This is a genomic window from Streptomyces silvae (assembly GCF_016745505.1).
In the GTDB taxonomy this organism is placed as follows: domain Bacteria; phylum Actinomycetota; class Actinomycetes; order Streptomycetales; family Streptomycetaceae; genus Streptomyces; species Streptomyces silvae.
Genome location: NZ_JAERUC010000095.1, coordinates 1 through 24,414, shown reverse-complemented (window position 1 = coordinate 24,414; position 24,414 = coordinate 1). Strand labels below are relative to the sequence as shown.

At 72.2% G+C, this 24,414-nt stretch carries 21 protein-coding genes; 13 read left to right on the top strand and 8 right to left on the bottom strand.

Annotated features, from left to right (window positions below):
- Positions 1-25: 25 nt before the first annotated feature.
- The gene (locus JKV81_RS14710) at positions 26-232 is read right to left on the bottom strand and encodes a DUF4287 domain-containing protein (RefSeq protein ID WP_202076318.1); all 207 of its coding nucleotides are present in this window, start codon (positions 230-232) and stop codon (positions 26-28) included.
- Positions 233-479: 247 nt separating this feature from the next.
- Here JKV81_RS14710 and JKV81_RS14705 point away from each other — a divergent pair, with 247 nt between their 5' ends.
- The 3 genes from JKV81_RS14705 to JKV81_RS14695 are packed head-to-tail and all read left to right on the top strand — an operon-like array spanning position 480 to position 5,295.
- Positions 480-1,070, top strand: coding sequence for a hypothetical protein (locus JKV81_RS14705; protein WP_236056670.1), 591 nt, complete (start codon positions 480-482; stop codon positions 1,068-1,070).
- 5 nt (positions 1,071-1,075) lie between these two features.
- The gene (locus tag JKV81_RS14700; protein ID WP_202076316.1) at positions 1,076-3,853 is read left to right on the top strand and encodes a caspase family protein; all 2,778 of its coding nucleotides are present in this window, start codon (positions 1,076-1,078) and stop codon (positions 3,851-3,853) included.
- The gene (locus JKV81_RS14695; protein ID WP_202076315.1) at positions 3,850-5,295 is read left to right on the top strand and encodes an extracellular solute-binding protein; all 1,446 of its coding nucleotides are present in this window, start codon (positions 3,850-3,852) and stop codon (positions 5,293-5,295) included. The genes JKV81_RS14700 and JKV81_RS14695 overlap by 4 nt, the downstream gene beginning before the upstream one ends.
- A 46-nt stretch (positions 5,296-5,341) precedes the next feature.
- Here the strand turns inward: JKV81_RS14695 and JKV81_RS14690 are convergent, their stop codons facing one another.
- The gene (locus tag JKV81_RS14690; RefSeq protein ID WP_202076314.1) at positions 5,342-6,349 is read right to left on the bottom strand and encodes an SEC-C metal-binding domain-containing protein; all 1,008 of its coding nucleotides are present in this window, start codon (positions 6,347-6,349) and stop codon (positions 5,342-5,344) included.
- Between the two features lie 121 nt (positions 6,350-6,470).
- The gene (locus JKV81_RS14685) at positions 6,471-7,865 is read right to left on the bottom strand and encodes an MFS transporter (protein ID WP_129263336.1); all 1,395 of its coding nucleotides are present in this window, start codon (positions 7,863-7,865) and stop codon (positions 6,471-6,473) included.
- A gap of 142 nt (positions 7,866-8,007) precedes the next feature.
- Between JKV81_RS14685 and JKV81_RS14680 the strand changes: the two genes are divergently transcribed.
- The 3 genes from JKV81_RS14680 (at position 8,008) to JKV81_RS14670 (ending at position 9,793) form a co-directional block, all read left to right on the top strand.
- A complete protein-coding gene (locus JKV81_RS14680; RefSeq protein ID WP_202076313.1) occupies positions 8,008-8,541 on the top strand; it encodes a winged helix-turn-helix transcriptional regulator in 534 nt (177 codons plus the stop codon).
- 44 nt (positions 8,542-8,585) lie between these two features.
- The gene (locus tag JKV81_RS14675; RefSeq protein ID WP_099172798.1) at positions 8,586-8,918 is read left to right on the top strand and encodes a DUF6412 domain-containing protein; all 333 of its coding nucleotides are present in this window, start codon (positions 8,586-8,588) and stop codon (positions 8,916-8,918) included.
- Between the two features lie 101 nt (positions 8,919-9,019).
- Positions 9,020-9,793, top strand: a complete 774-nt coding sequence (locus JKV81_RS14670) for a YidC/Oxa1 family membrane protein insertase (RefSeq protein ID WP_202076312.1) — start codon at positions 9,020-9,022, stop codon at positions 9,791-9,793.
- 23 nt (positions 9,794-9,816) lie between these two features.
- Here the strand turns inward: JKV81_RS14670 and JKV81_RS14665 are convergent, their stop codons facing one another.
- Entirely contained in the window at positions 9,817-11,448 is a 1,632-nt protein-coding gene (locus tag JKV81_RS14665; RefSeq protein ID WP_202076311.1) for a hypothetical protein, read from the bottom strand.
- 300 nt (positions 11,449-11,748) lie between these two features.
- On the opposite strand from JKV81_RS14665, the gene JKV81_RS14660 reads away from it, so the two are divergent.
- A complete protein-coding gene (locus JKV81_RS14660; RefSeq protein ID WP_147984987.1) occupies positions 11,749-12,609 on the top strand; it encodes a fumarylacetoacetate hydrolase family protein in 861 nt (286 codons plus the stop codon).
- A gap of 53 nt (positions 12,610-12,662) precedes the next feature.
- Here the strand turns inward: JKV81_RS14660 and JKV81_RS14655 are convergent, their stop codons facing one another.
- Complete coding sequence (locus JKV81_RS14655; RefSeq protein WP_099172794.1) at positions 12,663-13,142, bottom strand: heme-degrading domain-containing protein; 480 nt, start codon at positions 13,140-13,142, stop codon at positions 12,663-12,665.
- Positions 13,139-14,260: a Gfo/Idh/MocA family oxidoreductase gene (locus JKV81_RS14650; RefSeq protein ID WP_129263321.1), complete on the bottom strand. Its 1,122-nt coding sequence runs from the start codon at positions 14,258-14,260 to the stop codon at positions 13,139-13,141. Before JKV81_RS14650 ends, JKV81_RS14655 begins: the two co-directional genes overlap by 4 nt.
- A gap of 74 nt (positions 14,261-14,334) precedes the next feature.
- Between JKV81_RS14650 and JKV81_RS14645 the strand changes: the two genes are divergently transcribed.
- The 6 genes from JKV81_RS14645 (at position 14,335) to JKV81_RS14620 (ending at position 20,192) form a co-directional block, all read left to right on the top strand.
- Positions 14,335-15,447: an ROK family transcriptional regulator gene (locus JKV81_RS14645; protein ID WP_164992680.1), complete on the top strand. Its 1,113-nt coding sequence runs from the start codon at positions 14,335-14,337 to the stop codon at positions 15,445-15,447.
- 308 nt (positions 15,448-15,755) lie between these two features.
- Positions 15,756-16,622 carry a hypothetical protein gene (locus tag JKV81_RS14640; protein ID WP_202076309.1) on the top strand — a complete coding sequence of 289 codons (867 nt, stop codon included), beginning with the start codon at positions 15,756-15,758 and terminating at the stop codon, positions 16,620-16,622.
- Between the two features lie 140 nt (positions 16,623-16,762).
- The gene (locus JKV81_RS14635) at positions 16,763-17,557 is read left to right on the top strand and encodes an HAD-IIA family hydrolase (RefSeq protein ID WP_099172790.1); all 795 of its coding nucleotides are present in this window, start codon (positions 16,763-16,765) and stop codon (positions 17,555-17,557) included.
- A 66-nt stretch (positions 17,558-17,623) separates the two neighbouring features.
- A complete protein-coding gene (locus JKV81_RS14630; protein ID WP_129263314.1) occupies positions 17,624-18,169 on the top strand; it encodes a hypothetical protein in 546 nt (181 codons plus the stop codon).
- Position 18,170: 1 nt separating this feature from the next.
- Positions 18,171-18,893, top strand: a complete 723-nt coding sequence (locus tag JKV81_RS14625) for a class F sortase (protein WP_202076308.1) — start codon at positions 18,171-18,173, stop codon at positions 18,891-18,893.
- 282 nt (positions 18,894-19,175) lie between these two features.
- Positions 19,176-20,192 (top strand): glycoside hydrolase family 6 protein, encoded by a 1,017-nt coding sequence (locus JKV81_RS14620; protein ID WP_202076307.1) that lies wholly within the window; start codon positions 19,176-19,178, stop codon positions 20,190-20,192.
- 30 nt (positions 20,193-20,222) lie between these two features.
- Here JKV81_RS14620 and glxA read toward each other — a convergent pair whose 3' ends face one another.
- Both glxA and JKV81_RS14610 read right to left on the bottom strand, forming a co-directional pair.
- Positions 20,223-22,157 carry a radical copper oxidase GlxA gene (glxA, locus tag JKV81_RS14615; protein WP_202076306.1) on the bottom strand — a complete coding sequence of 645 codons (1,935 nt, stop codon included), beginning with the start codon at positions 22,155-22,157 and terminating at the stop codon, positions 20,223-20,225.
- A complete protein-coding gene (locus JKV81_RS14610) occupies positions 22,154-24,055 on the bottom strand; it encodes a glycosyltransferase family 2 protein (protein ID WP_202076305.1) in 1,902 nt (633 codons plus the stop codon). The genes glxA and JKV81_RS14610 overlap by 4 nt, the downstream gene beginning before the upstream one ends.
- Positions 24,056-24,414 lie beyond the last annotated feature (359 nt).

The window sequence follows — 24,414 nt, the reverse complement described above, 5'->3', positions numbered from 1 at the left end:
GTCGGAGAAGGACCCGGGCGCCCGTCTACTTGCCCTCGGCGAGCGTGTGCGCGACCAGGGCGTTGGCGTGCCCGTGGCCCATGCCGTGCTCGGTCTTGAGCCAGGAGACGAGCTCCATGTGCTGGGTGAGGGGCGAGGAGCGGACGAGCTCCTTCCACTCCGCGACCGGGCGGCCGTACTTCTTCTCGATCGAGGGGAAGTAGCTCGCGGGGCCCTTCACTGCGTCGGTCATGTCGTCGCGTCCTGTCCTCGGTGGTCCGTCGTGGTCCGTCGTGGTCCGTCGTGGTGAGTCCCACGGGTGATCGTGAGCCTCTCGGTAGCTATGACCGCCGGGGGACGCAAAAGTCATCGGTGAGGGCCCAACTGCCTTCAGAAGGCGCGTAACAAAGGGGTGCCGGGTGTCAACTGCCGTGAAATACTCCTGTGTTCAGTGACCACGCCCTGGCGGGGCGAGGGCGGCGGGGCCGATGGGGGCAGGCATGGCGGACGGGGCGGACACGGGCGTACGGGAGCAGGGGCCGGGGCCGGGGAGGATCGAGTTACGGATCAGCCTCAGCGGGACGCACACCCGGCGTGACGACGTCGAAGCCCTGCACGCCTGGCTGAAGAACGCGCCGGTCCTGGAGGGCGCGCTGAAGCGGGACGAAGTCACCCTGGCCCGCAAGGACTCGCTCACGCAGGCCGAGGCCATGGGCGGGGAGCTGATCCAGGACATCATCCTGGTCGTCTCCGTCGAGGTGGCGCGCTCCGTGACCGAGAACGCGTGGCGGTCCGTGGAGACCTGGCTGCGCAACCGGCGCCGGTTCGCCGATCCCGAGGAGACGCCGCGCGTCACCCTCGACGGGCCGTCCCGGGGGCCGGGCTCCGACCTCAGCCGCGACACCGACGACGACGCGCGCCGGGGCACCGACCCCGGCGACGGCACCGGCGATGGCGTCCGCGGCGACACCGACTCCGGTGACGGCGCGCGCAGCGACACGGACGGAGAGACCCGCGGTGGCCCCGACGCGGGCCCCGGGGCCGGTGGCGGAAACCGAACGCGCGGCGGCGACGAGCCCGGAGAGGTCTAGCGGCCGTGCCGCCGTACGACGCGCGCGGCGAGGAGAACGGCCGTAGGCGGCACAGGGCCGTGCTCATCGGCGTGGAGCACTACACGGGCGCCCGGAACGACCTCCCCGCCGTCGCCACGAACCTCCGCCTCATGCGCGAGGCCCTGACCGCCGAACGCACCGGCGTGCTCGGCCCGGACGACCTCGTCGTGATCCCGGCGGACGGCGCCGACACGAGCAGTGGTCCCAAGGGCCCCGACATGGGCAGCGGTCCCAAGGGCGGTACTCCCAAGGGCCCCGCCCCCGCCCCCGCCGTCGACCCGCTCCGGGTGCGCGCCGCGCTCGCCGCCGCCCGCAGGGACGTGACCGGCCTGCTGGTCGTCTACTTCGCCGGGCACGGCATCGTGCGCCCCGACGGCAGCGACCTCAACCTGATGTTCACCGACTCCCGGGTGACCAGGGACCGGCACCACCCCTTCGTGGACACCCTGTCCTGGCGCGACGACGTGATGCCCGAGCTGCGCAACTCCCGCGCCGACTGGGTCGTGGTCATCCTCGACTGCTGCTTCGCCGGCAACGCGCTCCGCGCCTTCAGTCCTGCCGCGGGGCAGAACTTCGCCCTGCTCACCGCCGCCGAGCCGGGCGTGGAGATCCCGCCGGGCGATCCCCGTACCGGTACGGAGTTCACGGCGGCCCTCCACCGGCTGCTGACCACCGGCGAGGAGGAGCCGGTCACCTTCACCCGGACCGTCGCCGGGATCCGCCGGGCGATGGCGCCGCTCAAGGCGGTCGACGGGCACCCGTGGATCCCGGACGAGCTGCGGCACGGCGACGACGTGGTCCTCGCACACCCGGTGGACGCGGAGCCCCCGCCCCCGACCGGGCTGGCCCTGGAGGACGGTCCGCCGACGGCGGTCACGACGCGGGGGCCGCGCTCGTCCGCGCAGGCCCTCCCGCGCCGGCTCTTCGCCGCCTTGGCCCACCGTCTGACACGTACGACCGCCGTCGCCCTGGCGGGTGTCGTCGCGCTCGCCGCGGCCGGCGCGTGGTACCTCGTGGGGGCGCCCTCCGGCGGTGACTGCGCGTCGCCCCTGGAGCTGCGCGTGCTCACCGACCCCGACCTGAAGTCCACCGTGCAGAAGGCCGCCGACGCCTACCCCAAGCGGGACGGCCACGGCTGCCGGACCGTCGGCATCAATGTGTACGACGCCAAGGCCACCGACGCCGTGGCGGCCCTCCGGTCCTCCTCCCTCTGGCAGGAACCGCCCGCCACCTGCCCCGCGTCCGGCGACTGCCCGCGGCCCCAACGGGACGTCGGCGCACAGCCGGACATCTGGATCCCGGCCGCCGGAAGCGCCTGGCAGCGCGCGACGGCCGGCGGGGCGGGCGGTGGGAACGCCTCGTCCGTGACCGGTTCGGGGAAGCCCGGCGCGGACGCGGGAAGGAGCGTCGTGGACCTCGACCGGCTGGGCTCCGTCGCCTACACCCCGATGGTCCTCGGCGTGCCGGACACCATGGCGCTGGCGCAGTCCCTGCAGACCGACGACCCGCTCGGCACCATCGTCACCGCGCTCGAAGCCGGCCAGCCGGTCGAGATCCTGCGCCCCGACCCCGAGGACACCGAGGGCGCCCTGCTGGCGACCGACGCGCTGTACGCCTCCTCCGGATCAGGGCGCGCCTCCACGGTCGAACAGGGCATGGCACAGGCCCTGCGCCCCATGCCCTCCACCGCGCGGGAACTGATGTGCGTCCTGGCCGACGGGGCGCACAACGACCTGGAGGACCGGGCGGCCGTGCTCGTACCGGAGCAGACCCTGGCGCAGTTCAACCTGTCGGCGGGCGAGCCGGGCCGGCCCGGCTGCGCGTCGGAGGCGCTGGCGCACCGGGTGGCCCACTACCCCTCCGACGTGCCGATGCTGGACCTGCCCTTCGTCCGGGTCACCTGGGCCGGGGCCGACCGGGACGCCGATGCCCGCACGGCGGCCGTCGAGGACTTCTACGAGTGGCTCGCCACGGACCCCGACGCGCAGAAGTGCTTCACCGACGACGGCTTCCGGGGCGTCGGCGAGAAGGGTGGCCCCGCCGCCCCCGCCGAAGACTCGGTGCTGCGGAGCGAGGACAACACGACGGCCGTACGCGAACAGATCCCCGTGACCGGACCGGACGCCGACGCCTCCGCCTCGCTGAGCGACACCCTGAGCCGCTACCGGGGTGCGCTCGGGCCCGGCCGGGTGCTGTATCTCCTCGACAACTCGACGTCGATGGCGGACAAGCGGGTCTGGGACGGCACCGGCGGCGCCAAGGAACTGGTGGCCCGCTCGATGACCTCCCTGGGCGCCGGGGACTCGTACGGGGTGCGGATGGCCGCGGTCGCCGAGGGGAAACCGGCCACGGACCTCGTCCCCTTCGGGCCCAACACCCGGGCCGTCGCGCAGAAAGCCGTGGCCGGTGCGGGGACCGCCGCCTTCGACGCCCGTATCGCGGCGGGACTGGACGCGGCGCTCGGCACGCTGCGCGGAGAGGCCACCGGGGCCGAACAGCCCCGGCTCCTCGTCCTGGTCACCGACGGCGAGGACTTCGAAGCCGTCGCCGAGAAGGAGCAGAAGCGGCTGGTCGCGGAGGCGGGGAAGACCCCCCTCGTCCGGATCGTGACGGTGTCGCTCCAGGACGGCGCGTGCACCCCCGGCCGGTTCGGCGAACGGCTCGCCGGCGCGAGCGGCGGACGGTGCCTGGACCCGGCCGACGACATCGCCGCCGAGCTGGCGGCAGAGGTCGCCAGGACCGGTACGGGAGACGCGGAATGACCCGCACGGGCCGGCGTCCCGGCCGCCGCCGGGCCAGCGCCGCCCTCGCCCTCGGCTGTCTGCTCGCGCTCGTCTCCGCCGCCTGCACGGGAGGGTCCGGGGGCACGCACGGGCCCCAGGACGATCAGGCGGCGGCGGAGGAGGGGCCCATCGTCGTCGCCAGCGGGCTCGACGTCACCGGCTCCGGCAGCGTGCGGCAGCAGCTCATCGAGGAGTGGAACCGCCGGCACGCCGGGTCGAAGGGCCAGCAGGCCAAGCTCGTCGAGCTGCCCGGCGGCGCCGACCAGCAGCGCAGCCAGCTCCTCGGCGCCCTCCAGTCCGGCAGCGCCCGCTACGACGTGGTGAACCTCGACATCACCTGGATCCCGGAGTTCGCCGAGGCAGGGCTCATCCGCCCGCTGCCCGTCGACGAGTCGGGCCCCGCGGCCGACGACGACCGCGACTTCATCCGGCAGGTCCACGCCACCACCGTCTGGAAGGGCCGTTCCTACGCCCGGCCGTTCAACACCGACGTGGGCCTCCTCTACTACCGGCCCGACCTCCTGACGAAGGCCGACATCGACGTCGACAAGCAGCCCAACGCCCACTGGACCTGGGACCAGCTCTACTCCTCCGTGAAGACCCTCGGGCTGAACCCGGTCCGCCACGACGAACGCGCGGGCTGGACGACCCAGTTGAAGCAGTACGAGGGGCTCACGGTCAACACCGTCGAGGCGTTCGCCGACGCCGGGGTCGAACTCACCGACAGCGAGGGGACGTACAGCTCCGACGCCGAGGAGCTGAAGAAGGGGCTCGACGCGCTCCTGGACCGCGTCGACCGGGGCCGTGCCCAGCCCGCCGCCCTGACCTCCGACGAGACGGCGTCCCTCACGGACTTCGCCGAGGGCCGCGCCGTCTTCCTGCGCCACTGGCCTTACGCGTACGGGGCGTTGGGGAGCCTCATGGAGCCGGGCGCCTACTCGGTGAACCGGCTGCCGGGCAAGGCCGTGCTCGGCGGGCAGAACCTCGCCGTCACCGCCGACTCGCCCCGCGCCGAGAACGCCCGCGCGCTCATCACCTTCCTGACCTCACGGGAGAGCGAACGCTGCCTGCTCGACGCGGGCTTCGCGGCGACCAGGGCCTCCGCCTACGGCAGCTCCACCGAGCGCTGCTGGCCCCGCGTCGCCGCCGCGCTCCGGCCCGCCGGTGACGCGCCGAAGGCGGCGGCCCCGGGGGAGGGCGCGCCGAAGGGACAGGGGGCCGAGGCGCGCGCCGCGTACATCCGGACCCTCGGCGCCGCCCTGACCGAAGCGGTGCAGCGGCCGCGCACCCCGTACTACGGCGCGTTCACCCAGGTACTCCAGTCCCACGTCCACGCGCTGCTGGCCGCCGAACGGCCCGACACGGCCGAGGCCGCCGGCGCGCTCGACAAGGCCCTGCGGGACGTGTTCGCGGGCAGGTGACGGCGGAGGTCGCCCCGTGGGGGCAGGTGACGGCCGTACGCCTCCGTCAGCCCGCCCCGTGGCACTCGCGGTACGGGCGGCCCGAACCGCACCAGCACGCCGCGCTGCGCGCCGGGGGCCACGGCACGGCGCGGCCACGGGCCGCCAGCGTCGTGGCGTACTGGGGGAGCAGATCGGGGTCGGACGGGGACGCGGCCTCAGACGCGGCGAACGCCTCGTAGGAGGGGACCGTGCCCGTCACGATGCCGAGATTCGGCGTGCCCGTGGCGTGCAGATCGCGCAACGCCGCCTCCAGACGCGCCAGATGGTCCTGGTGCGAGAGGTACTCCTGGGCCAGATCCGGGTAGGCGGTGAGGAGTTCGCGCAGCTCGTCCTCGGGCCAGTGCAGCACCGCTACGGGGAACGGGCGGGACAACGCGCTGCGGTAGGTGCCCAGTTCGGCGCGGAGCCGGTTGATCTCGGCCTGGAGCTCGCCCGGGTCGGAGGAGCCGAGCGACCACAGGCGCTTCGGGTCGTGCAGCTCGTCGAGGGGGACGGCCGCCGTGTGCAGGGTGTCGGCCAGCTCGTCCCACGCGTCGTGGGCGACGCCCATCAGCCTGCGCACCCGGTGCCGCCCGGTCAGCAGCGACTGGGTGGCGTACGGGACTTCCTCGCCAGGAGCGAGGAGCAGCGTCAGCGCGGTCGAGAAGAAGTCGTGGGCCGCCTCCAGCTCGTCGTGCGCTTCGAGCGTCTCCGCGGCGATCTCCCACGGTGCGGCGTCGAGCGGGCCGGCGGAGCGGATGCCGTCGATGATCGCGCGGGCCTCCGCCTCATGGCCGTACTCCCACAGATTGGCCGCTTTGAGCGCTTTGACCAGGTGCGGGTGGTCGATGGTGGTATCGGGGGAGCCGAGCAGCTCGTCGTAGAGGGTGCTCGCGCGGGCGCGTTCACCGGCGAGCTCCAGGTGGGCCGCGGCCTGGAGGAACAGCGGTTCGTGGTCCTCGGGATACTGCGCCGCGGTGCGCAGCAGGCGCTCGGCTTCGGTGATGTGGTCGGCAGGCGTGTCGGGGCGCATGGCCACACGGTACTGCGGGTCGGGCGAGAGGTGAGAGGGCGCGGACCGCAGCGGTGATGAAGGCCTCAGGGCGCGCGGGAGAACACTCGGCGCGCGCCCGGCCACGGCCGTCCGGGAAGGCTCAGCGCCGCCGCAGGAGCAGGACGGCCACCGTGGCCACGAGCGCCGTCCCGGCCGACAGCAGCACCGCCCCGTCGGCGCCCGCCGGAGTCGTCGCCACCGCGATCGTCACGGCCACACCGGCCGAGGAGCCGAGGTAACGGGCGGTGTTGTTGGCACCGGACCCCATGGCCGCCCGCTCCGGCGGTACGGACTCGACGGCGAGCCGGGGCAGCGCCGCGTTGATCAGACCGCTGCCCGCGCCGGACACGATCAGGGCCGGGATCAGACGCGCCCACACCGAGGGCTCCGAGCCGCCCGTCAGGGCTCCCAGGAACGGCAGCACCGCCACCGCGTGGAGCGCGAAGCCGGCCGCCAGCTGGTGCCGGGCCGTGACCCGGCCGGCCAGCCGCCGCGACTGGAGGGCCACCAGGAACGACGTACCGGACCAGAGCAGGAACAGCCAGGCCGCGTCGAGCGCCGACAGCGACAGCGCGTGCTGGAGCAGGGTCGGCAGATAGCTGAACAGGCCGATCACCGAGAGCCCGGTGAACAGGCCGCCCGCCGTCGCCGCCAGGAAGGCGCGGCTGCGGAACAGCGCCAGGTCGATCAGCGGGGCCGCCGCCCCGCGCTCCACGGCGGCGAACACGGCGGTCAGGGCCACCGCCGCGAGCAGCAGCAGGCCGACCGGGGCGCGCAGCCAGCCGTCCCGCCCGAGCGTCAGGGCCGTCAGCAGCGCGGTCATCGCCAGGCCGAGCACGGCGGCGCCGAGCAGATCGGGGCGGCCGGCGCGCGGGGCGCGGGACTCCGTGAGCGCACGGAAGGCGAAGGCCCCGGTGACGAGGGCGCCGAGCCCCAGGGCGAGATACGTCAGCCGCCAGTCCAGGGAGCCGAGCGAGCCGGCGAGCAGCGGGCCGAGCGCGATCCCGGCGCTCACGAACGCCCCCCACACCCCCATCGCCCTGATCCGCGTATGCCCGACCGGGTACGCGCCGACCAGCAGCCCGAGGCTGGAGGCCAGGATCGCCGCACTCGCGGCGCCCTGGCCGGCCCGGGCGAGGGTGAAGCCGACGGTGCCCGTGGCGAGCGCCCCGAGCGCGGTGGTGACCCCGAGGCCGAGCGTGCCGATCAGGAAGAGCCGGCGACGGCCGAAGTCGTCGGCGAGGCTCCCCGCGACCAGCAGCAGCACCGCGAGCCCGAGCGGCGCCCCGTTGAGCAGCCAGGCCTGGGCGGCGGGCGGGGTGGCGAAGGCGGCGGAGAGGGCGGGGAGCGCCGTCATCGGCGCGGTGTAGTTCATCAGCGCGACGGCGGTGGCCGCGCTCGTGACGGCGAGGGTCGCGCCGGGCCGGTGCGGCGGCCGGACGCGGCCGGTCCTCCGCTCCGGGGCGAGGCGGGTCCGTACGGGCTGCTGGGTCATGACGTCCCTCCGGGACCGGCCCGCCCGGAACGGGGGCAGGGCGGATGCGATGGATGAGTGGGTTCGGTGAATGAACCTACTGAGGTGCGCCACGCTAGCACGCCTAAGTTCATTCATCGAACCTGAGGCGTAAAGTGTTCGTATGGCTCTCGGCAAGGACTACGCGGCACAGCAGTGCTCCATCGCCCGCGCGCTCGAAGTGATCGGGGAGCGCTGGACCCTCCTCGTCGTACGCGACGCCTTCTACGGAGTGCGCCGCTACAACGACTTCCTCGGCCACCTCGGCATCCCGCGCGCCGTCCTCGCCACCCGCCTCCAGGCGCTCACCGAGGCCGGGGTCCTCGCCAAGCGGCGCTACCAGGAATCGCCCCCGCGCGACGAGTACGTCCTCACCGACAGCGGCAAGGCCCTCTGGCCCACCCTGCGCTCCCTCGGCCTCTGGGGCCGCGACCACATCGAGGGCACGCTCCCCATGCGCACCTTCGTCCACGCGGAGTGCGGCACCGAGCTCGGGGCGTTCGGACAGTGCCCGGCCTGCGGAAACATCGGCGTACCGCCCGAGGACGTGGAGATGCGGCCCGGCCCCGGACTCGACCCCGACCCCGAGGACCCCGTCAGCCGTGCGCTGCTCACCCCCCGGCGGCTCCTTCGGCCGCTGGACTCCGATCGTGTATAACGGCTGGAGGACATGACGGAGCGCGAAGCGAAGGGGAGGGACCGATGAACGACGACATGAACCGTGTGCGCCGTGCGGTCGTCCGCCTCCTCCGCCCCGCCGCCCTCCTCGTCCTCTTCCTCACCGAGGTCCTCCTCGCCGAGGGCGGCAGCCTCTCCGCCGCCGTCGCGCTGGCCGCCACCGCGGCCGCCGGCTCGGCGCTCCTCGTCTGCTCCGTCATCAGCGCGCGCTGCGCCGGCCCCGTACCTCGTACGAGAGTGCGCACCGCCATCCGCGACCGCGAGAAGCGCACCGCGTTCCTCCCGCAGCGCGACCCCGACGCCCGGGGACGCACCAGGCCCCGAGCGCCCGGGGCCGCCCTCCTGACGGCCGCGTAGAGGGCGCACCTTCCACGACCTTCCGCGCGGATCGTCCTGCTGAGCACCCGGACCGACCGGTCCCACTCCCCAGCACGACGAGACCCCCGGAGGGCTCATCCATGTCCGCGTTCATGTCCGCTTTCGCGAGCCTGGTCGGCGCGTTCGCCGATCTGCTCCAGCCCCTCTTCCAGGGCGCTTCCACCGCCGCCGCGATCGTCCTGTTCACCGCGCTCGTACGGCTCGCCGTCCACCCCCTCTCACGGGCGGCGGCGCGCGGGCAGAAGGCCCGCACCAAGCTCCAGCCGCAGATCGCCGAACTGCGCAAGAAGCACGCCAAGAACCCCGACCGGATGCAGAAGGCGCTCATGGAGCTCCATGCGAAGGAGAAGGTCTCGCCCCTCTCCGGCTGCCTGCCCAGCCTGCTCCAGATGCCGGCCTTCTTCCTGCTCTACCACCTCTTCTCCAGCCAGGAGATCGGCGGCGACCCCAACTCGCTCCTCGGCCACGAGCTCTTCGGAGCCCCGCTCGGCGAACGCTGGCACAACGCGCTCGCCGACGGCGGGGTCCTCGGCCAGCAGGGGCTGGTCTACCTCGCGCTCTTCGCGATCGTCGCGGCCGTCGCCACCTTCAACTACGGACGCACCAAGCGCCAGTTGGCCGCGAACCCGATGACCCCGGCCACCGGCCCGGACGGACAGCCCGTGCCCGGCATGGGCGCGATGACGAAGGTCATGCCGCTGATGTCCTTCCTGACCCTCGTCTCCGTCGCCTACGTGCCGCTCGCCGCCGCGCTCTACATCATCACCAGCACCACCTGGACCGCCGTCGAGCGTGCCTACCTCTACCGGGAGACGGCCCCCGCCGCCGAGCCCGCCCTGGCCGCCGCCCCGTAGGGCCGCCGGGGAGCCCGGGGCCTTCACCGGCCGTTGAAGGTGACCTTCTTCTTGTCCGCGTCGTACGTGAAGTCGCCGGTGAAGCCCCAGTTCTTCCAGCCGCCGTCACCGTTGTTGGCGATGGTCCCGTCGTCGACGGCGAACACGTCGACGCCGTCCACCACCGCCAGGTGCTCCAGGCCGGACACCCCGGAGAAGGAGAGCTCGTTGAAGGACTTGGCCGTGAAGATGTTCCTGTCGGGGAAACTGCGGCTGTATTCGTCGAGCAGCGAATGCATCAGCTCGGCCTTGTCCTTCGGCACCTTTCCGGAATAGTCGGTGCCGGGATACGGGCCGCCGTCCGTGTATTTCGGTGCCCCGTCGTTGAAATTGACCGATTCCGTGCCGTTGGAGATGGAATCGGCGTCCAGATCGGCGGGCTCCGGCTGCTCGAAGGCCGCCTTCATCCCGTCACGGGTGACATCGCCGTACAGGGCCCAGTTGATGTAACCGCCGTCGCCGTCGTTGCTGAACGTGCCCTTGTCGAAGACGTACACATCGAAGACGGCCCGCCCCGAGGCGATGTCGTCGCCTTCCTCGTCCTCGTGGAATTCGGGGGAATTCAGCCGGTACCTGCCCTCGTGGACGAGGGTCTCCGGCTCGTCGACCCAGTGCGACTTCTGCTCCGAGTGCATCGCGACCACGTTGTAGTCCGGGAAGCAGCGCCGCATGTCGTTCACCAGCATCCGCACCGCCTGGGTGGAGGCGTCCGAGTCCAGGGGCGAGTACGTGTTGTAGTAGCGGCTGCGGTCGGGGAGCTCCGCCCCCTCGATCTGGCAGCCCTCGTCGCCGGGCTTCCAGCCCTCCTTGCGCTTGGGCCGGGGAGGCTCGTTGAACGTGACCGTACGGCGGTCGTCGCTGATGTCGTAATAGCCGTGGAAGCCCCGGTTCTTCCAGCCGAGGTCGGCATCGTCCGCCCAGGTGAACTTCCCGGTCCTGAACGCGTAGACCCGATAGGTCGTGCCGCTGATCTCCACGGTCTCGATCATCGCGGCGCCGTCCATCTGCTGCAGATTTCCCTCGTGCGGCTGGGCGATGACGATGTTGTAGTCGGGAAGGCAGTAGGCCAGGTCGTCGAGCGCCGCCTTGACCCGCTTCTCCTTGTTCTTCTCGTTGTCGATCTTCGTCACGATGAAGTCGACCAGGTAGTCGAACGACCAGTTGATCGCCGCGACGGCGCCGACCCCGGCGAGCTCACCGCGCCCGAGCTGGTCGAGACCGTCCTCCGTCAGGAGCTTCCCCTGGGCGTCCGAGGTCGATACCCGCTCCCGGGGTTCGAAGCACAGGCTGGGGAGCGCGTTCCCGTCATGGCTGTCGGAGGTGCCGGCCGATGCGCCGTCGGAGGCGGTGGCGATGTCGTCCCCACCGGAGTCGGAGTCGGTGGCGGGGTCCGTGTCCGTGGGCTCGCCCTGTTCGCCGTCGGGGGAGGCGCCGCCGGAGGTGCTGACATCGTTGTCATCGACGCATTCGGAGCCGTCACTCCCCTCTCCCATCTTCACCACCCGGCAGATCTGCTGGGAGGTGGAGGTGGCGATGTCGCCGCCGATGCCGACGGCGAGCAGCGCGGTCACCACGAGGGCGACGACCCCCACCACGCCCAGGTGCTCGATCGACACCTGCCCTGCACTGCTACGTACGCCGCGGGCTGTCCGGTCGCTGTGCTTCACGCGTCACCTCGTCGTGGCTCGTCCCGGTCCCGGGCCGTACGTTCGCCGGGATCGCACCATAACGGCGTGACGGGGGCCCACTTCCAGGGTCCGCAGGCCTATACCAGGGCCCAATCGGTGCGGGCCGGTCACGGTCCAGGGTGTGAACAGGGTCTTGCGGAGTGATCGGATGTCTTGGAGGATCGACCGAGCCTTTCGCTGGCCGCAACCCACCGACGGGCTCGATCTCGACCAAGGGGAGATGGACCGTTGAAGCTTCTTCGAGTGGGTACGGCAGGCTCCGAGCGCCCCGCGCTGCTGGACCGGAACGGCACTTTGCGTGACCTTTCGGGCCTCGTCGCCGACATCGACGGCGAGCTGCTCGCCGACGCCTCGGCACTGGCGCGCGTCCGGGAGGCGGCGCAGACGCCCGACGTCCTGCCTCCGCTGGCCGCGGACGGGCTGCGGATCGGGCCGCCGCTCGGGCGGATCGGCAAGATCGTGTGCATCGGGCTGAACTACCACGACCACGCGGCCGAGACCGGGGCGGCGATCCCGGAGGAGCCGATCCTGTTCTTCAAGGCCCCCGACACCGTCGTCGGCCCCGAGGACACGGTGCTGGTGCCGCGCCGCAGCCGGAAGACCGACTGGGAGGTCGAGCTCGCCGTCGTCATCGGCCGCACCGCGCGCTATCTGGACTCCGCCGAGGAGGCGCTCGGACACGTCGCCGGATACGCGACCTCGCACGACGTCTCCGAGCGCGAGTTCCAGATCGAGCGCGGCGGCACCTGGGACAAGGGCAAGAACTGCGAGACGTTCAACCCGCTGGGCCCCTGGCTCGTCACCGCGGACGAGGTGCCCGACCCGCAGGCGCTGCCGCTGAGGCTCTGGGTCAACGGGGAGCTGAAGCAGGACGGCACCACGGCCGAGCAGATCTTCCCGGTCGGCGAGGTCGTGCGCTATCTGAGCCACTTCATGACGCTCTACCCGGGCGATGTCATCAACACCGGCACCCCGGCGGGCGTCGCCATGGGCCGCCCCGAACCGAAGCCGTACCTCCGCGCCGGGGACGTCGTGGAGCTGGAGGTCGAAGGCCTCGGGCGCCAGCGCCAGGAGCTCAAGGACGCATAGGAGCGCAGGGGGGCGGGCCACCGGGAGCACCCGGCGGGCCCCCCCTGCCGCCGTCAGGCCTGGGGGCGGGTCGTGAACCGCTCCAGGGCCTCCACCACCAGCGCGTGGTCCTCGGCCTGGGGCAGGCCCGACACGGTGACCGAGCCGATCACGCCCGCACCCTCCACGGCGATCGGGAACGAGCCGCCGTGCGCCGCGTACGTGTCCAGGTCCAGCCGCGAGGACTCCTCGAACGTGGTGCCCTTCGCCCGGAACCGCGTACCGACCAGGTAGGAGCTCTCGCCGTACCGCTCCACCACCCGGCGCTTACGGTCGATCCAGGCGTCGTTGTCCGCGCTCGAACCCGGCAGCGCGGCGTGGAACAGCTGCTGGCCGCCGCGCCGGATGTCGATCGCGACCGGGGCGTGCCGCTCACGGGCCAGGGTGACCAGCAGCCCGCCCAGCGCGTACGCGTCGTCGTAGCCGAAGTGCGGCAGCGTCAGCCGTCGCTCCTGCGCGATCAGCTCGGAGATGGTCGGAGCACTGGGGCTCATGCGCGCTTCTCCTTGTCGTCGTGGTCGAGGTCGTGGTGGGGGAGGAGGGTCACGGACACGCCCTCGCGGGCCGAGCGCCGTGCCGCCTCCAGGACGTCCAGCGCTGCGGCGGCCTGCCACGCCGTCACCGGGTTCTCGCCCCGGCCGCGCAGGGCGTCGGCCACGGCGGCGTAGTACGCGGGATAGTCGCCCGGCCGCGTACGGACCGGGTCGCCGCCGCCGGTCAGCGGGGACTCGCCGGAACCGACCCGGCCCCACAGCTCCTCCGGCTCCTCGCCCCACGGCGTGCCGGCCGCCGGACGCAGGCCCTCGCGCAGGGCGGCCTCCTGCGGGTCGAGGCCGTACTTCACATAGCCCGCCTTCGAGCCGAGCACCCGGAAGCGCGGGCCGAGCTGCGCCGTCGTGGCGCTCACGTACAGGTGCGAGCGCACCCCGCCGGCGTGCGTGATCGCGATGAAGGTGTCGTCGTCGGCCGCCGCGCCCGGACGGCGTACGTCGGACTCCGCGTACACCTGCACCGCGGGCCCGAACAGGGTGAGAGCCTGGTCGACGACATGGCTGCCCAGGTCGTACAGCAGCCCGCCGATCTCCTCGGGGTCGCCCGACTCGCGCCAGCCGCCCTTCAGCTGCGGACGCCACCGCTCGAAGCGGGACTCGAAGCGCTGCACCTCACCGAGCTCACCGTCCTCGATCAGGCCGGCCAGCGTGAGGAAGTCGTTGTCCCAGCGGCGGTTCTGGAAGACCGAGAGGAGCAGTCCCCGCTCGGTCGCCAGCGTGGCCAGCTCACGGGCCTCGGCGGCCGTGCCGGCGAGCGGCTTGTCCACGACCACCGGAAGCCCCGCCTCCAGGGCCGCCCTCGCCAGCGGGACATGGGTCTTGTTCGGGGAGGCGATCACGATCAGGTCCAGCTCGTCCGCCCGTGTCCACAGCTCGTCGGGCGAGGCCACGCACCGCACGCCGGGGAACTCGGCGCGGGCCTGGGCCTGCCGCTCCTCGTTCGACGTGACGACCGTGTCGAGGACAAGGCCCTCGGTCGCTGAGACCAGCGGGGCGTGGAAGACGGAACCCGCCAGGCCGTAGCCGACGAGCCCGACGCGGAGTGGAGCGTTGGCAGTCATGCAAACCACTTAAGCAACGCTGTTGCCAAAGTGCAAGCGATGGAGACAATGGGGTGGTGAACAGGAGCAACAGCATGAGCGGCGGGGCCAACCTGCCGGCCCTGCGCCACCACAACGCGTCGCTCGTCCTCGACCTGCTGCGCGTCGCCGGTGAGCAGGGCATCAGCCGGCTGGAGCTCGCCGAGCGCACCGGGCTCACCCCGCAGGCCGTCAGCAAGATCACCGCCAGGCTGCGCGCGGAGGGCCTCGCCGCCGAAGCCGGCCGGCTCGCCTCCACGGGCGGCAAGCCCCGCACCGTCCTGCGGCTGGTCCCGGACGCCGGATACGCCGTCGGGCTCCACCTGGACCGCGACGAACTCACCGCCGTCCTGGCCGACCTCGCCGGCACCACGGTCGCCACCCGCACCTTCCCGCTGGACCTCGGAGCACCCGCAGCCGACGTGCTCGCCACGGCCGCCCACGCGGTGCAGACGGTACGGGCAGAGGGCCGCCGGACGGAGGACCGGCCGGTCTTCGGCGTGGGCGCCGCCCTGCCCGGCCCGCTGGACCACCGCAGCGGGGTGCTGCACCGGGTCACCGGCTTCCCCCGGTGGGACGGCTACCCGCTGCGCGACGCCCTCGCCGAGCACACCGGGCTGCCCGTCGTCGTCGACAAGGACACCAACGCCGCCGCCCTCGGCCTCGCCCTGCGCGAACGCACCGAGGCCGACTTCGCCTACCTCCACCTGGGCACCGGCCTCGGCGCCGGTCTCGTCCTGGGAGGCGCGCTGCACCGGGGCGCCCGTACCGGCGCCGGGGAGTTCGGCCACCAGACCCTCCAGCTGGACGGCCCCCCGTGCCACTGCGGAGGGCGCGGCTGCATCGAGGCGCTCTGCCTGGCCGCCGCCGGCCGCGGTGACGTCGCCGAGGCGGCCAGGGTCCTGGGCGCGGGCGCCGCCAACCTCGTCGGGCTGCTCGACATCGACCGGGTCGTCCTCGGCGGGCGTACGGTCGCCGCCCACGAGGACGCCTATGTGCGCGGGGTCCGCGCGGTCATCGAGGAGCGCGCGCGGCGGGAGGGCGTCACCGCGTCCGTACCGGTCACCGTGGCCGGGGGCGGCGACCGCCCGGTCGCCGAAGGAGCGGCCCAGCTGGTCCTCGCCCCGCTCTTCGGCCGGGCCGGCGAGGACGGCGGCGAACGGGGCTGAGGGCGCTACCGGGTCGCGCGGCGCGAACGCGGGCCGCACGTCACCTGACCGCACGGTGCGAACGCGGGCCGGGGGTCACCCGGCCGCCACCGACCGGCCCACCGGAATCCCGCCCGCGCGCCACGGGGCGCAGCCGATCGGGCGGATTCCGGCCCCCGAACGGGCGGTGTACGCCGCCGGCAGGTGGCGGCCCCTCGCGCACGCGTGGCAGCGTCACGGACTGAGACCGACCGGCACACGAGGGCACCGCCGCAACGGCCGGAGGCCCTCCGCCCCGGTCGTTCGCGAGCAGCGAAGGGTGACCCCCCATGCCGACCCGACCCCCCGCACGGCTGCGCGACGGCCGTGCCCTGACCCGCCTCGGACTGGCCGCAGGACTGGTCGTCCCGGCCGGCCTCCTCGGCGTCCCCGCGGCCATCGCCATCCCCGTCACCGCCCCGGCGGGCACCGTGGCCGTCGCCGGCGAGGCGCTCCCCGTCTGCGGTGACCCGGACGCCGAGGACTTCCCCATCGAGACCCGGATCCACGGCGGCCCCGACACCTACGCCTCCGGCGGCGGCTACGGGACCTGGTACCTCGACCTCACCAACACCACCTCCGAGCCGTGCCGCTCCATCCACCCCGTCCTGGTGCTCACCGACGAGGACCGGACGCTGACGGCCGAGCAGATCCAGCTGGAGTTCACCGAGCGGGCCCACCCCGACGAGGAGCACCGCGTGAGCTGGGAGTCCACCGACCGCGACGAGCAGATCGGGGTCTTCGGCAGCGGGGAGCAGGGCGACGACTTCCCCGGCTTCACCGTGCCCGCGAAGAAGACGGTCACGGTCGAGGTCCGGATGGCGTTCACCTCCGACACCCGGCCCGGCAAGGTCACCGCCCACGCCGCCATCGTCCAGCGCCGCAGCGCCCAGGACCAGGCCGAGCAGGCGGGCAAGGCCTCCGACGGGGACTGGGTGGGCGAGTCGGCCGCCTACCCCTTCGTCATCGTCGAGGGCGGCCTCGACGCGCCCGAGGACACCGGAAGCACCATGGACGCCGAGGGCAACACCGTGCCCGAACTCGCCCGCACCGGCCAGGCCCGCGCGCTCCGGGCCGGCCTCGTCTCCGGGGCGCTCGTCCTCGCCGGGGCCGTCGCCATGACGTACGCCAGGCGCCTGCGCACCGGCCGCCGCTGACCGGGGCACGGGTCCGCGGTGATCAACCGGTTCCGTACGGCGCACGGGGCGGCCTAATATCGGGACGTCGGCGCTGCACAGCGCGGTGCCGCCGGCGTCCAGCACCCCGGTGCACAGTACGTACGGCAGGAGCCCGTCACATGGCAGAGCGCAAGCCGATCGAGTCCTGGCTGACCGACATGGACGGTGTCCTCATCCACGAGGGCACGCCGATCCCCGGTGCCGACGCCTTCATCAAGCGGCTGCGGGATTCCGGACTGCCGTTCCTGGTCCTCACCAACAACTCCATCTACACCGCCCGTGACCTGCACGCGCGCCTCAAGCGCATGGGCCTGGACGTGCCCGTGGAGAACATCTGGACCTCCGCCCTGGCCACCGCCCAGTTCCTCGACGACCAGCGGCCGCGCGGCACGGCGTACGTCATCGGCGAGGCCGGGCTCACCACGGCGCTGCACGACATCGGCTACGTCCTCACCGACCACGAGCCCGACTACGTCGTCCTGGGGGAGACCCGGACGTACAGCTTCGAGGCCCTCACCAAGGCGATCCGCCTGATCAACGGCGGCGCCCGCTTCATCTGCACCAACCCCGACGAGACCGGCCCGTCCGCCGAGGGCCCGCTGCCCGCGACCGGCTCGGTCGCCGCGCTGATCACCAAGGCCACCGGCAAGGCGCCCTACTTCGCGGGCAAGCCCAACCCGCTGATGATGCGGACCGGGCTCAACGCCATCGGCGCCCACTCCGAGACCTCCGCCATGATCGGCGACCGGATGGACACCGACGTGCTCGCCGGCCTGGAGGCGGGGATGCAGACGTTCCTGGTCCTCACCGGGCTGACCACGGAGACCGACATGGACCGGTACCCCTTCCGGCCCTCCACGGTCGTCGACTCGATCGCGGACCTCGTCGACCTGGTCGACCTCCCCCTGCCGTAACCCGACCGGGCTACAGCGGATGCGGGGTGCCGCCCCACGCGTGAACCTTCCCTCAGGAGGTTTACGATGCGTTCACTGCCCCTCACGTTCTGTGCCGCGATCGCGGCCGGTGCGATATCCCTTCCCGCGTCCGCGGCACTGGCCGCCACCGCGAGCGACGACCGATCCGGCACGGTGTCGGTCAGCCCGTCCCGTGTCTCCCCCGGCGGGGAGGTGGAACTCCGGACCGAGGCCTGCGGCAAGGGCAGGTCGGCCCGGGGCAACTCCGAGGCCTTCGCGTCCGAGGCGCGCTTCGAGCCGGCCGACGGCAAGGGTCTCGTCGCCGAGGCCCGGATCCGCTCCGACGCCGCCCCCGACGACTACGAGGTCTGGGTGACCTGCAAGGACGGCCACGGCAAGGCCACCGGCACGGTCACCGTCGTCCATCACAGCCGTCCCTCGCCCGTCGCCCCCGTACGGGCCGGCGGCGGAGGCACCGCGGCGCTCGCCGAGGAGGCCGCCGACGAGGGCCCCGGCACCCGGCACGCGGTGATCGGCCTCGGACTGGGCGCCGTCGCGGCCGTCGCCGTCGCGTTCCGCAGCGCGCGACGCCGCCGCCCGGCGCAGCACTGACATGTCCGCCCCTGACCGCCCGGCGGGAACCGGACGCCTGCTGACCGGCGTCGCATGGGCCGTACTCCTGCTGGGACTGTGGCTGTGGGGCCGCGCGGCCACCGCGGGCAACTCGGCCCCCACGACCGGCGACGTGGCGGCGGTCGGCCGCCCGCTGGGCGCACCGCTGCCCCCGGCCCACGATCCGCTGGACGGCGCCGCACCGCAGCGCGTCGAGATCCCCTCCATCGGGATCGACGCCACCGTCGTACGGCGCGGACTGGACGACGAGGGGGCGATCGAACCCCCGCCGTTCGCGACGCCGGGAGCCGTCGGCTGGTACGGCGAGGGCACCGAGCCCGGCACGGAGGGCGCCGCGCTCTTCGTCGGCCATGTGGACACCGAGACCGAGCCCGCCGTCTTCTACGGGCTCAGCACCGCGAGGCCGGGCGAGAAGATCCGGGTGAGCAGGGACGACGGGAAGGTGGCCGAGTTCACCATCGACGACGTCCAGGTCTTCACCCGGGCACGCTTCGACGCGCAGAAGGCGTACGGACCCCGCGAGGACGGCCGGGCAGAGCTCCGGCTGATCACCTGCGGCGGCACGTACGACCACACGTCCCATACGTACACGGCCAACGTCGTCGTCTCCGCGTACCTGACGGGTGAGAAGGCGGCGGAGAGGACTGCGGAGAAGGAGACCGGGAAGGCGGGGGCGCAGAGCGCGGTGAGCAGCCGCTCCTGACGCAGCCGCGGCACAACCTGGCCCGGCCGGCGCCGCTCCCTCTCGGAGTCGCCGGCCGGGCCGGTCCTCCACCGCGGTGTCCAGGCCGCGGGAGTGACCCGGGCACGTCGCGGGAGGTCGGGTCGTTCACAGGGTCGGACCGACATGTCACTGTAGGCCGCGAGCGCGCGGCCGTCGGAGAGTTTTCGGCAGGATGTCCGGATCCGGGCGGGGGCGACCGGGGTCCCGGACGCTGTGCCAGGATGGATTCGACCGGCAGTACATCAGTACAAGGGGGAGTGGATGTACGGCAGTTACACCGGACTGAAGGCGGGTGCGGCGGCCGGTGCGGCCGCGGTGCTGCTGCTGGCCGGGTGTTCCTCGTCCGGCGGCGACGACGGGGGCAAGGACGCGCCGGCCGCGATCGATCAGCAGCCCGAGGGCGACGATCCGTACTGGGTCAACCCCGACGGGAACGCCGCACGGCAGGTCGCGTCGTACGAGAAGGACGGCGAGAAGGGGAACGCCGCGCTGATCCGGAAGATCGCGGAGCAGCCCGTGGGGGAGTGGGTCGGCCCGGACGATCCGCAGGGGGCGGCCGAGGGCTTCACCGAGGCGGCCGAGAAGGCCGACCGGGACGCGCTGCTCGTCCTCTACAACATCCCGCACCGGGACTGCGGCCAGTTCTCGAAGGGCGGGGCGGCCGACGGCGACGCGTACCGCACCTGGCTGGACGGCGTCGCGAAGGGCATCGGCGACCGCCGGGCCACGGTGATCCTGGAGCCCGACGCCCTGCTGCACCTGGCCGACGGGTGCACCCCGCAGAAGTTCCACGAGGAGCGGTACGACCTGCTGAAGGGCGCGGTCGAGCGCCTGAAGCAGCAGCCGGCCACCACGGTGTACGTGGACGCCGGCAACGCGGGATGGCAGTCGCCCGACGCCCTGTTCGAGCCTCTGCAACGGGCCGGGATCGCGGCGGCGGACGGCTTCGCGGTGAACGTGTCCAATTTCCAGACGACCGCCGCCAGCACGGAGTTCGGCAAGCAGCTGTCGGCGAAGGTGGGCGGCAAGCCCTTCGTGATCGACACCAGCCGTAACGGCAACGGCCCGTACGACGGGGGCGACCCCGCGGAGAACTGGTGCAATCCGCCGGGCCGCGCCCTCGGCGAGCCCCCGACGACGGAGACGGGCGACGAACTGGTGGACGCCTACCTCTGGATCAAGCGCCCCGGCGAGTCGGACGGCGACTGCAAGGGCGGGCCCAAGGCCGGCGACTGGTGGCCGGAGTACGCGCTGGGGCTGGCCCGCGCCACGAAGTAGGCGGGCCGGCCCCGGGGGTGGAGGGCCCCGTCAGGGGATCTCCACCCACATGCCCTCCGACGGTGTGCCGTCGGCGTCGGTGACGAAGAGCATGTACCAGCCGGACGGCACCAGGGCCCGGTTCTTCGGGACCGTCACGGTGATGCTGTCGTCGGACTTCTTCAGGTCCAGGGCGATCGACCGCTGGTCGGTGTCCGTGACATGGGTGACCGCGCTCGGACGCATCAGCTTCGCCGAGGTGATCGACGAGGCGTGCCGGGTCGTGAACAGCCCCGTGCCGCCCCGGGAGATGCGCTTGGGGCCCGCGGTCAGCTCCGGACGTCCGTCGCGGTACAGATACGGCGGCGTGTAGATCTCGATGCGCTGCTCGAACGTTCCGGGCCGGGTGTTCGCCCGGTCCGCGTACAGGGAGTCGGAGCCGAAGATCATGACCCGGCCGTCGGGGAGGAGCACGGACCCCGAGTGGTAGTTGCGGCCCACCGCCGGGTCGGCGACCCGCTTGTACGTGTCGGACTTCGCGTCGTACAGCCGGGCCTGGAGGACGTCCGAACCGCCCCGCCCCCGGTAGTCGTTGGAGCCGCCGGTGACCAGCAGGGAGTCGTCCGGGAGGAGGGACGCGCTCGGGTAGCGGGTGCCTTCGGAGAGGCTGGCGCCGTCCGTGAAGCGCGGGTCGTCCTTCGTCAGGTCGACCAGCCGTGACTTCTCGCTGGACTTCTCGGACTCACCGACCCCGCCGCCGCCGATCACCATGTACTTCTCGTCCTGGGCGGGAGGCAGCCGTACGGTCGCGGAGGTCTCCATCTTGTCCGGGTCGCCGAGGCCGGGGATCTTCTCGAAGGTGTTGGACTCCAGGTCCCAGACACCCGGGTCGCGGCCCACGTCGGCGGGCCCGTAGCCCGCGTTGGAGCCGGAGTAGAAGAGCTTGCCGTTGTTCATCAGGAAGACGGCGGGATAGGTGGGGAACTTCCGGACGATGCCGGTGTACTCCCACTTCTTGGTCTCCGGGTCGTAGATCTCGTCCTTGCCCGGCACGATCTGCCCGATCTCGTCCAGCCCGGACAGCGAGAGGACCTTGCCGTCCTCCAGGGTGGTGAGCGTCGGATACCAGCGGGCCTCGTTCATCGGGTCGACGCTGATGTACTTCTCGGCCACCGGGTCGAACTCGTAGGCTTCCTTGATGCCCTGGAAGTCCTTCTTGTCGAGGGCGAGCTTCTGCGCGATGCCGTAGACGTTGCGGGAGTCGGAGCCGGAGAGCCCCGAGATCCGGTAGTTGTCCTCGGTGCCCGTCTCGTACTTCGCCCCGGACTTCTGCGCCTCGACATAGATCCGGCCGAGCCCGGGTTCGTTCCTCAGGAACGCGCCGGTCTCCTTGTCGAAGACCTTCGTGGCCTTCTCCACGAGCACCGGGTCCTTGGAGACGAACGACTTGCCGTTGCCCTTCCCGGTGAAGCGGGTGCCCGCCGGCAGGGTGATCGGCTTGTCGGGGTCCTCGTTGTGGACGATCATCAGGCCGCCGGCCTTGGTGACGTCGCCCTCCAGCTTCTCGTACCGTTTGGTGCCGCCGGCTATGAGGAGCTTCCCGTCCGGCAGTTGGGTGTGGCCCGCGCAGAACATGTCCTTCGGCGTGGGGATGTTCTTGTAGGTGTTCTCCTCCGGGTCCCACAGCACCGAACGGAAGCTCTTCGCGTCGAAGTTCTTCTGGTTGTTCCCGGAGCCCGCGACGAGCAGCACCTTGCCGGTGTGGAGCAGGGCGGCGTGGATCGTGTTGATCCGGAACTCGGAGGGGACGTCGAGGAAGTCCCAGTGGCCGTTCTCCGCCTTGTAATCCGGCCGGTTGACGGCGTAGTCGTGGTAGCGCTCGGTGCCGAAGCGGTAGAGCCACGGCCCGTTCGTCCCCGCGAGCGCCAGAACCACCGCCGTACCGATCGCCAGGCGGCGGGTACGGCGGCTCGGACGGTACTTCATCGGTTACGTCCCCCAAGGGCGATCTGCATGGTGTCTTCGTTCCCCGCCCAGGTGGGCTCGGGCTGCGGCGCGGGCTCGGGCGCCGGTGCGGGCGGCCCGCCGCGCCGCTTCCTCCGCTCGGCGCGGACCGTGTACCGCCAGCCGACGATCGGCGCGGCGGTGATCAGCAGCGCCAGGCAGGCCCACGTCAGCATCGCCGGATGGCTGTGCCCGAGGACGAAGGACGCGGCGATCGAACCGCCGAAGACCAGGATGAAGAAGAGGTGGATCCGGAAGGTGCCGAAGAGGGTATCCGGGCTGGAGGAGTCGCCCTTGGGCGTCACCACGAACGAGCTCTTGCGGCGCAGCACCGCGTCCATCAGGGAGCGGGCGTAGATCGGCGCGGAGAGCGCGGACATCACCATGCCGGCGAGCCCGCCGGAGCCCTCGGGCTCGTGCGGCGAGACGTTGTGGCGGCGGTTCCAGACGTAGAGGCCGATCTGGAGCGCCGAGGCGTTGCCGTACAGCATCATCCAGATCACCGGGTCGATCTGGACGCCGGAGGCGCCCATGCCGAGGAACAGGGCGCAGCTCAGGGCGGCGAGGATCCAGTTCATGGCCGACATCGGATAGAAGATGATCATCATCGTGTAGTTGAAGAGCTTGCCCGCCGGGAGGGAGAACCAGCCCTTCCAGTACTGCTTGAGGATCGTCTCGTACGTGCCCCGGGACCAGCGCAGCTGCTGGGTGAAGAAGTCGGTCCACGCGGTCGGCCCCTCGCCGACGGCCAGGACGTCCGGGGTGTAGACCGAGCGCCACTTCTTCCCCGTGAGCGGGTTGCGGTGACGGTGGATCTCGAAGCCGGTGGCCATGTCCTCGGTGATCGAGTCGTAGAGGCCGCCGATCTGCTTCAGGGCCGAGATCCGTACGGCATTGCTCGTCCCGACGAACATCGGGGCGCCGTAGCGGTTGCCCGCGCGCTGGATCAGCGCGTGGAAGAGGAACTGCTGGGACTCGGCGGCCTTCGTGACGAAGGTGTCGTAGTTGCCGTAGACCTGCGGGCCGATGACGAAGCCGATGTCCGGGTCGCGGAAGTAACCGAGCATCCGCTCCAGGTAGTTGGGGAGCGGCACATGGTCGGTGTCGACCGAGGCGAAGAAGTCGTACGCGTCGCCGTGGGCGTCGAGCCAGGCGTTGTAGTTGCCGTGCTTCGTCTTCGCCCGGTGCGGGCCCTTGGCCTGGTTCCAGTGGGCGACGCCCTTACGGGAGAAGTGGTGCACGCCCAGCCGGGCGCAGACCTCCTTCACGGCGGGGTCGTCGCCCTCGTCGAGCAGCCAGACGTGCATCTGCCCGCGGTGGCGGATGCGGACGGCGGCCTCCAGCGTCTTCGTCACCATCTCCAGGGGCTCCTTGCCCGGGACGAAGGAGGTGAGGAAGGCGACCCGTGTGCCGCTCTCCGGTATGACGGGTACGGGGTCGCGGGCCACCAGCGTGGCGTGCGCGTTGGAGAGGACGTTCATCGTGCGGAAGAGCTCGATGAGGCCGATCGACACCAGCATCACGATGTCGAGGACGAGCAGCGTGTCGTTCTTGAGGTTCGGGTCGCGTTCGGTCCAGTGTCCGGGCTGCATGAGCCAGACGAAGAGGCCCAGCGAGACCAGCGGTGCGGCGCCCAGCAGCAGGGCCGCGCGTATCCGGTGGGTCTCCTGGGAGAGGAGCGAGCGGTAGCGCACCCTGTACGGCCGGTCGGGGTCGGGCTGGGTCAGAGGCCCGGCGAGCCGGCTGTAGTGCTCGTAGTCGTAGCGCGGCAGGGCCTTCTTCGTCTGCCGTCTCGATCTCCGCGGCTGCGGAGGCAGCCGCAGCTGGACCGTGTGGGCAGGGTCGTGGTGCTGCCGGTCGCCTGACGGCGTCGACGTCATGGTCATCCCCCCGCACGCAGCGACGCTGCGTGAACTCTGTCCGTGCGTAAGCCCGGCGGGGTCCCCACCCCGCGCGGAAGCCGATCCTCGTTCCCCCGGCCGGGAGGCCCATGGACCCCCGGACGACACCAGGTCAGGTTGTCCGATACGCGGCGTGAACGCAAGGGCGAAACAGGCTGTTTACCCGCCATACGTGCGATTTGAGGGAATACCGTGAAGGAGGCGCGCAGGGGTGGCGAAAGGCGCTCCGGGGGCGCTCTCCCTCGGGGAGAACGCGAGCGAGGCCCCTTCACTCTCGGTGAAGGGGCCTCGCTGTTGCGTGCGCCGTCAGGGACTCGAACCCCGGACCCGCTGATTAA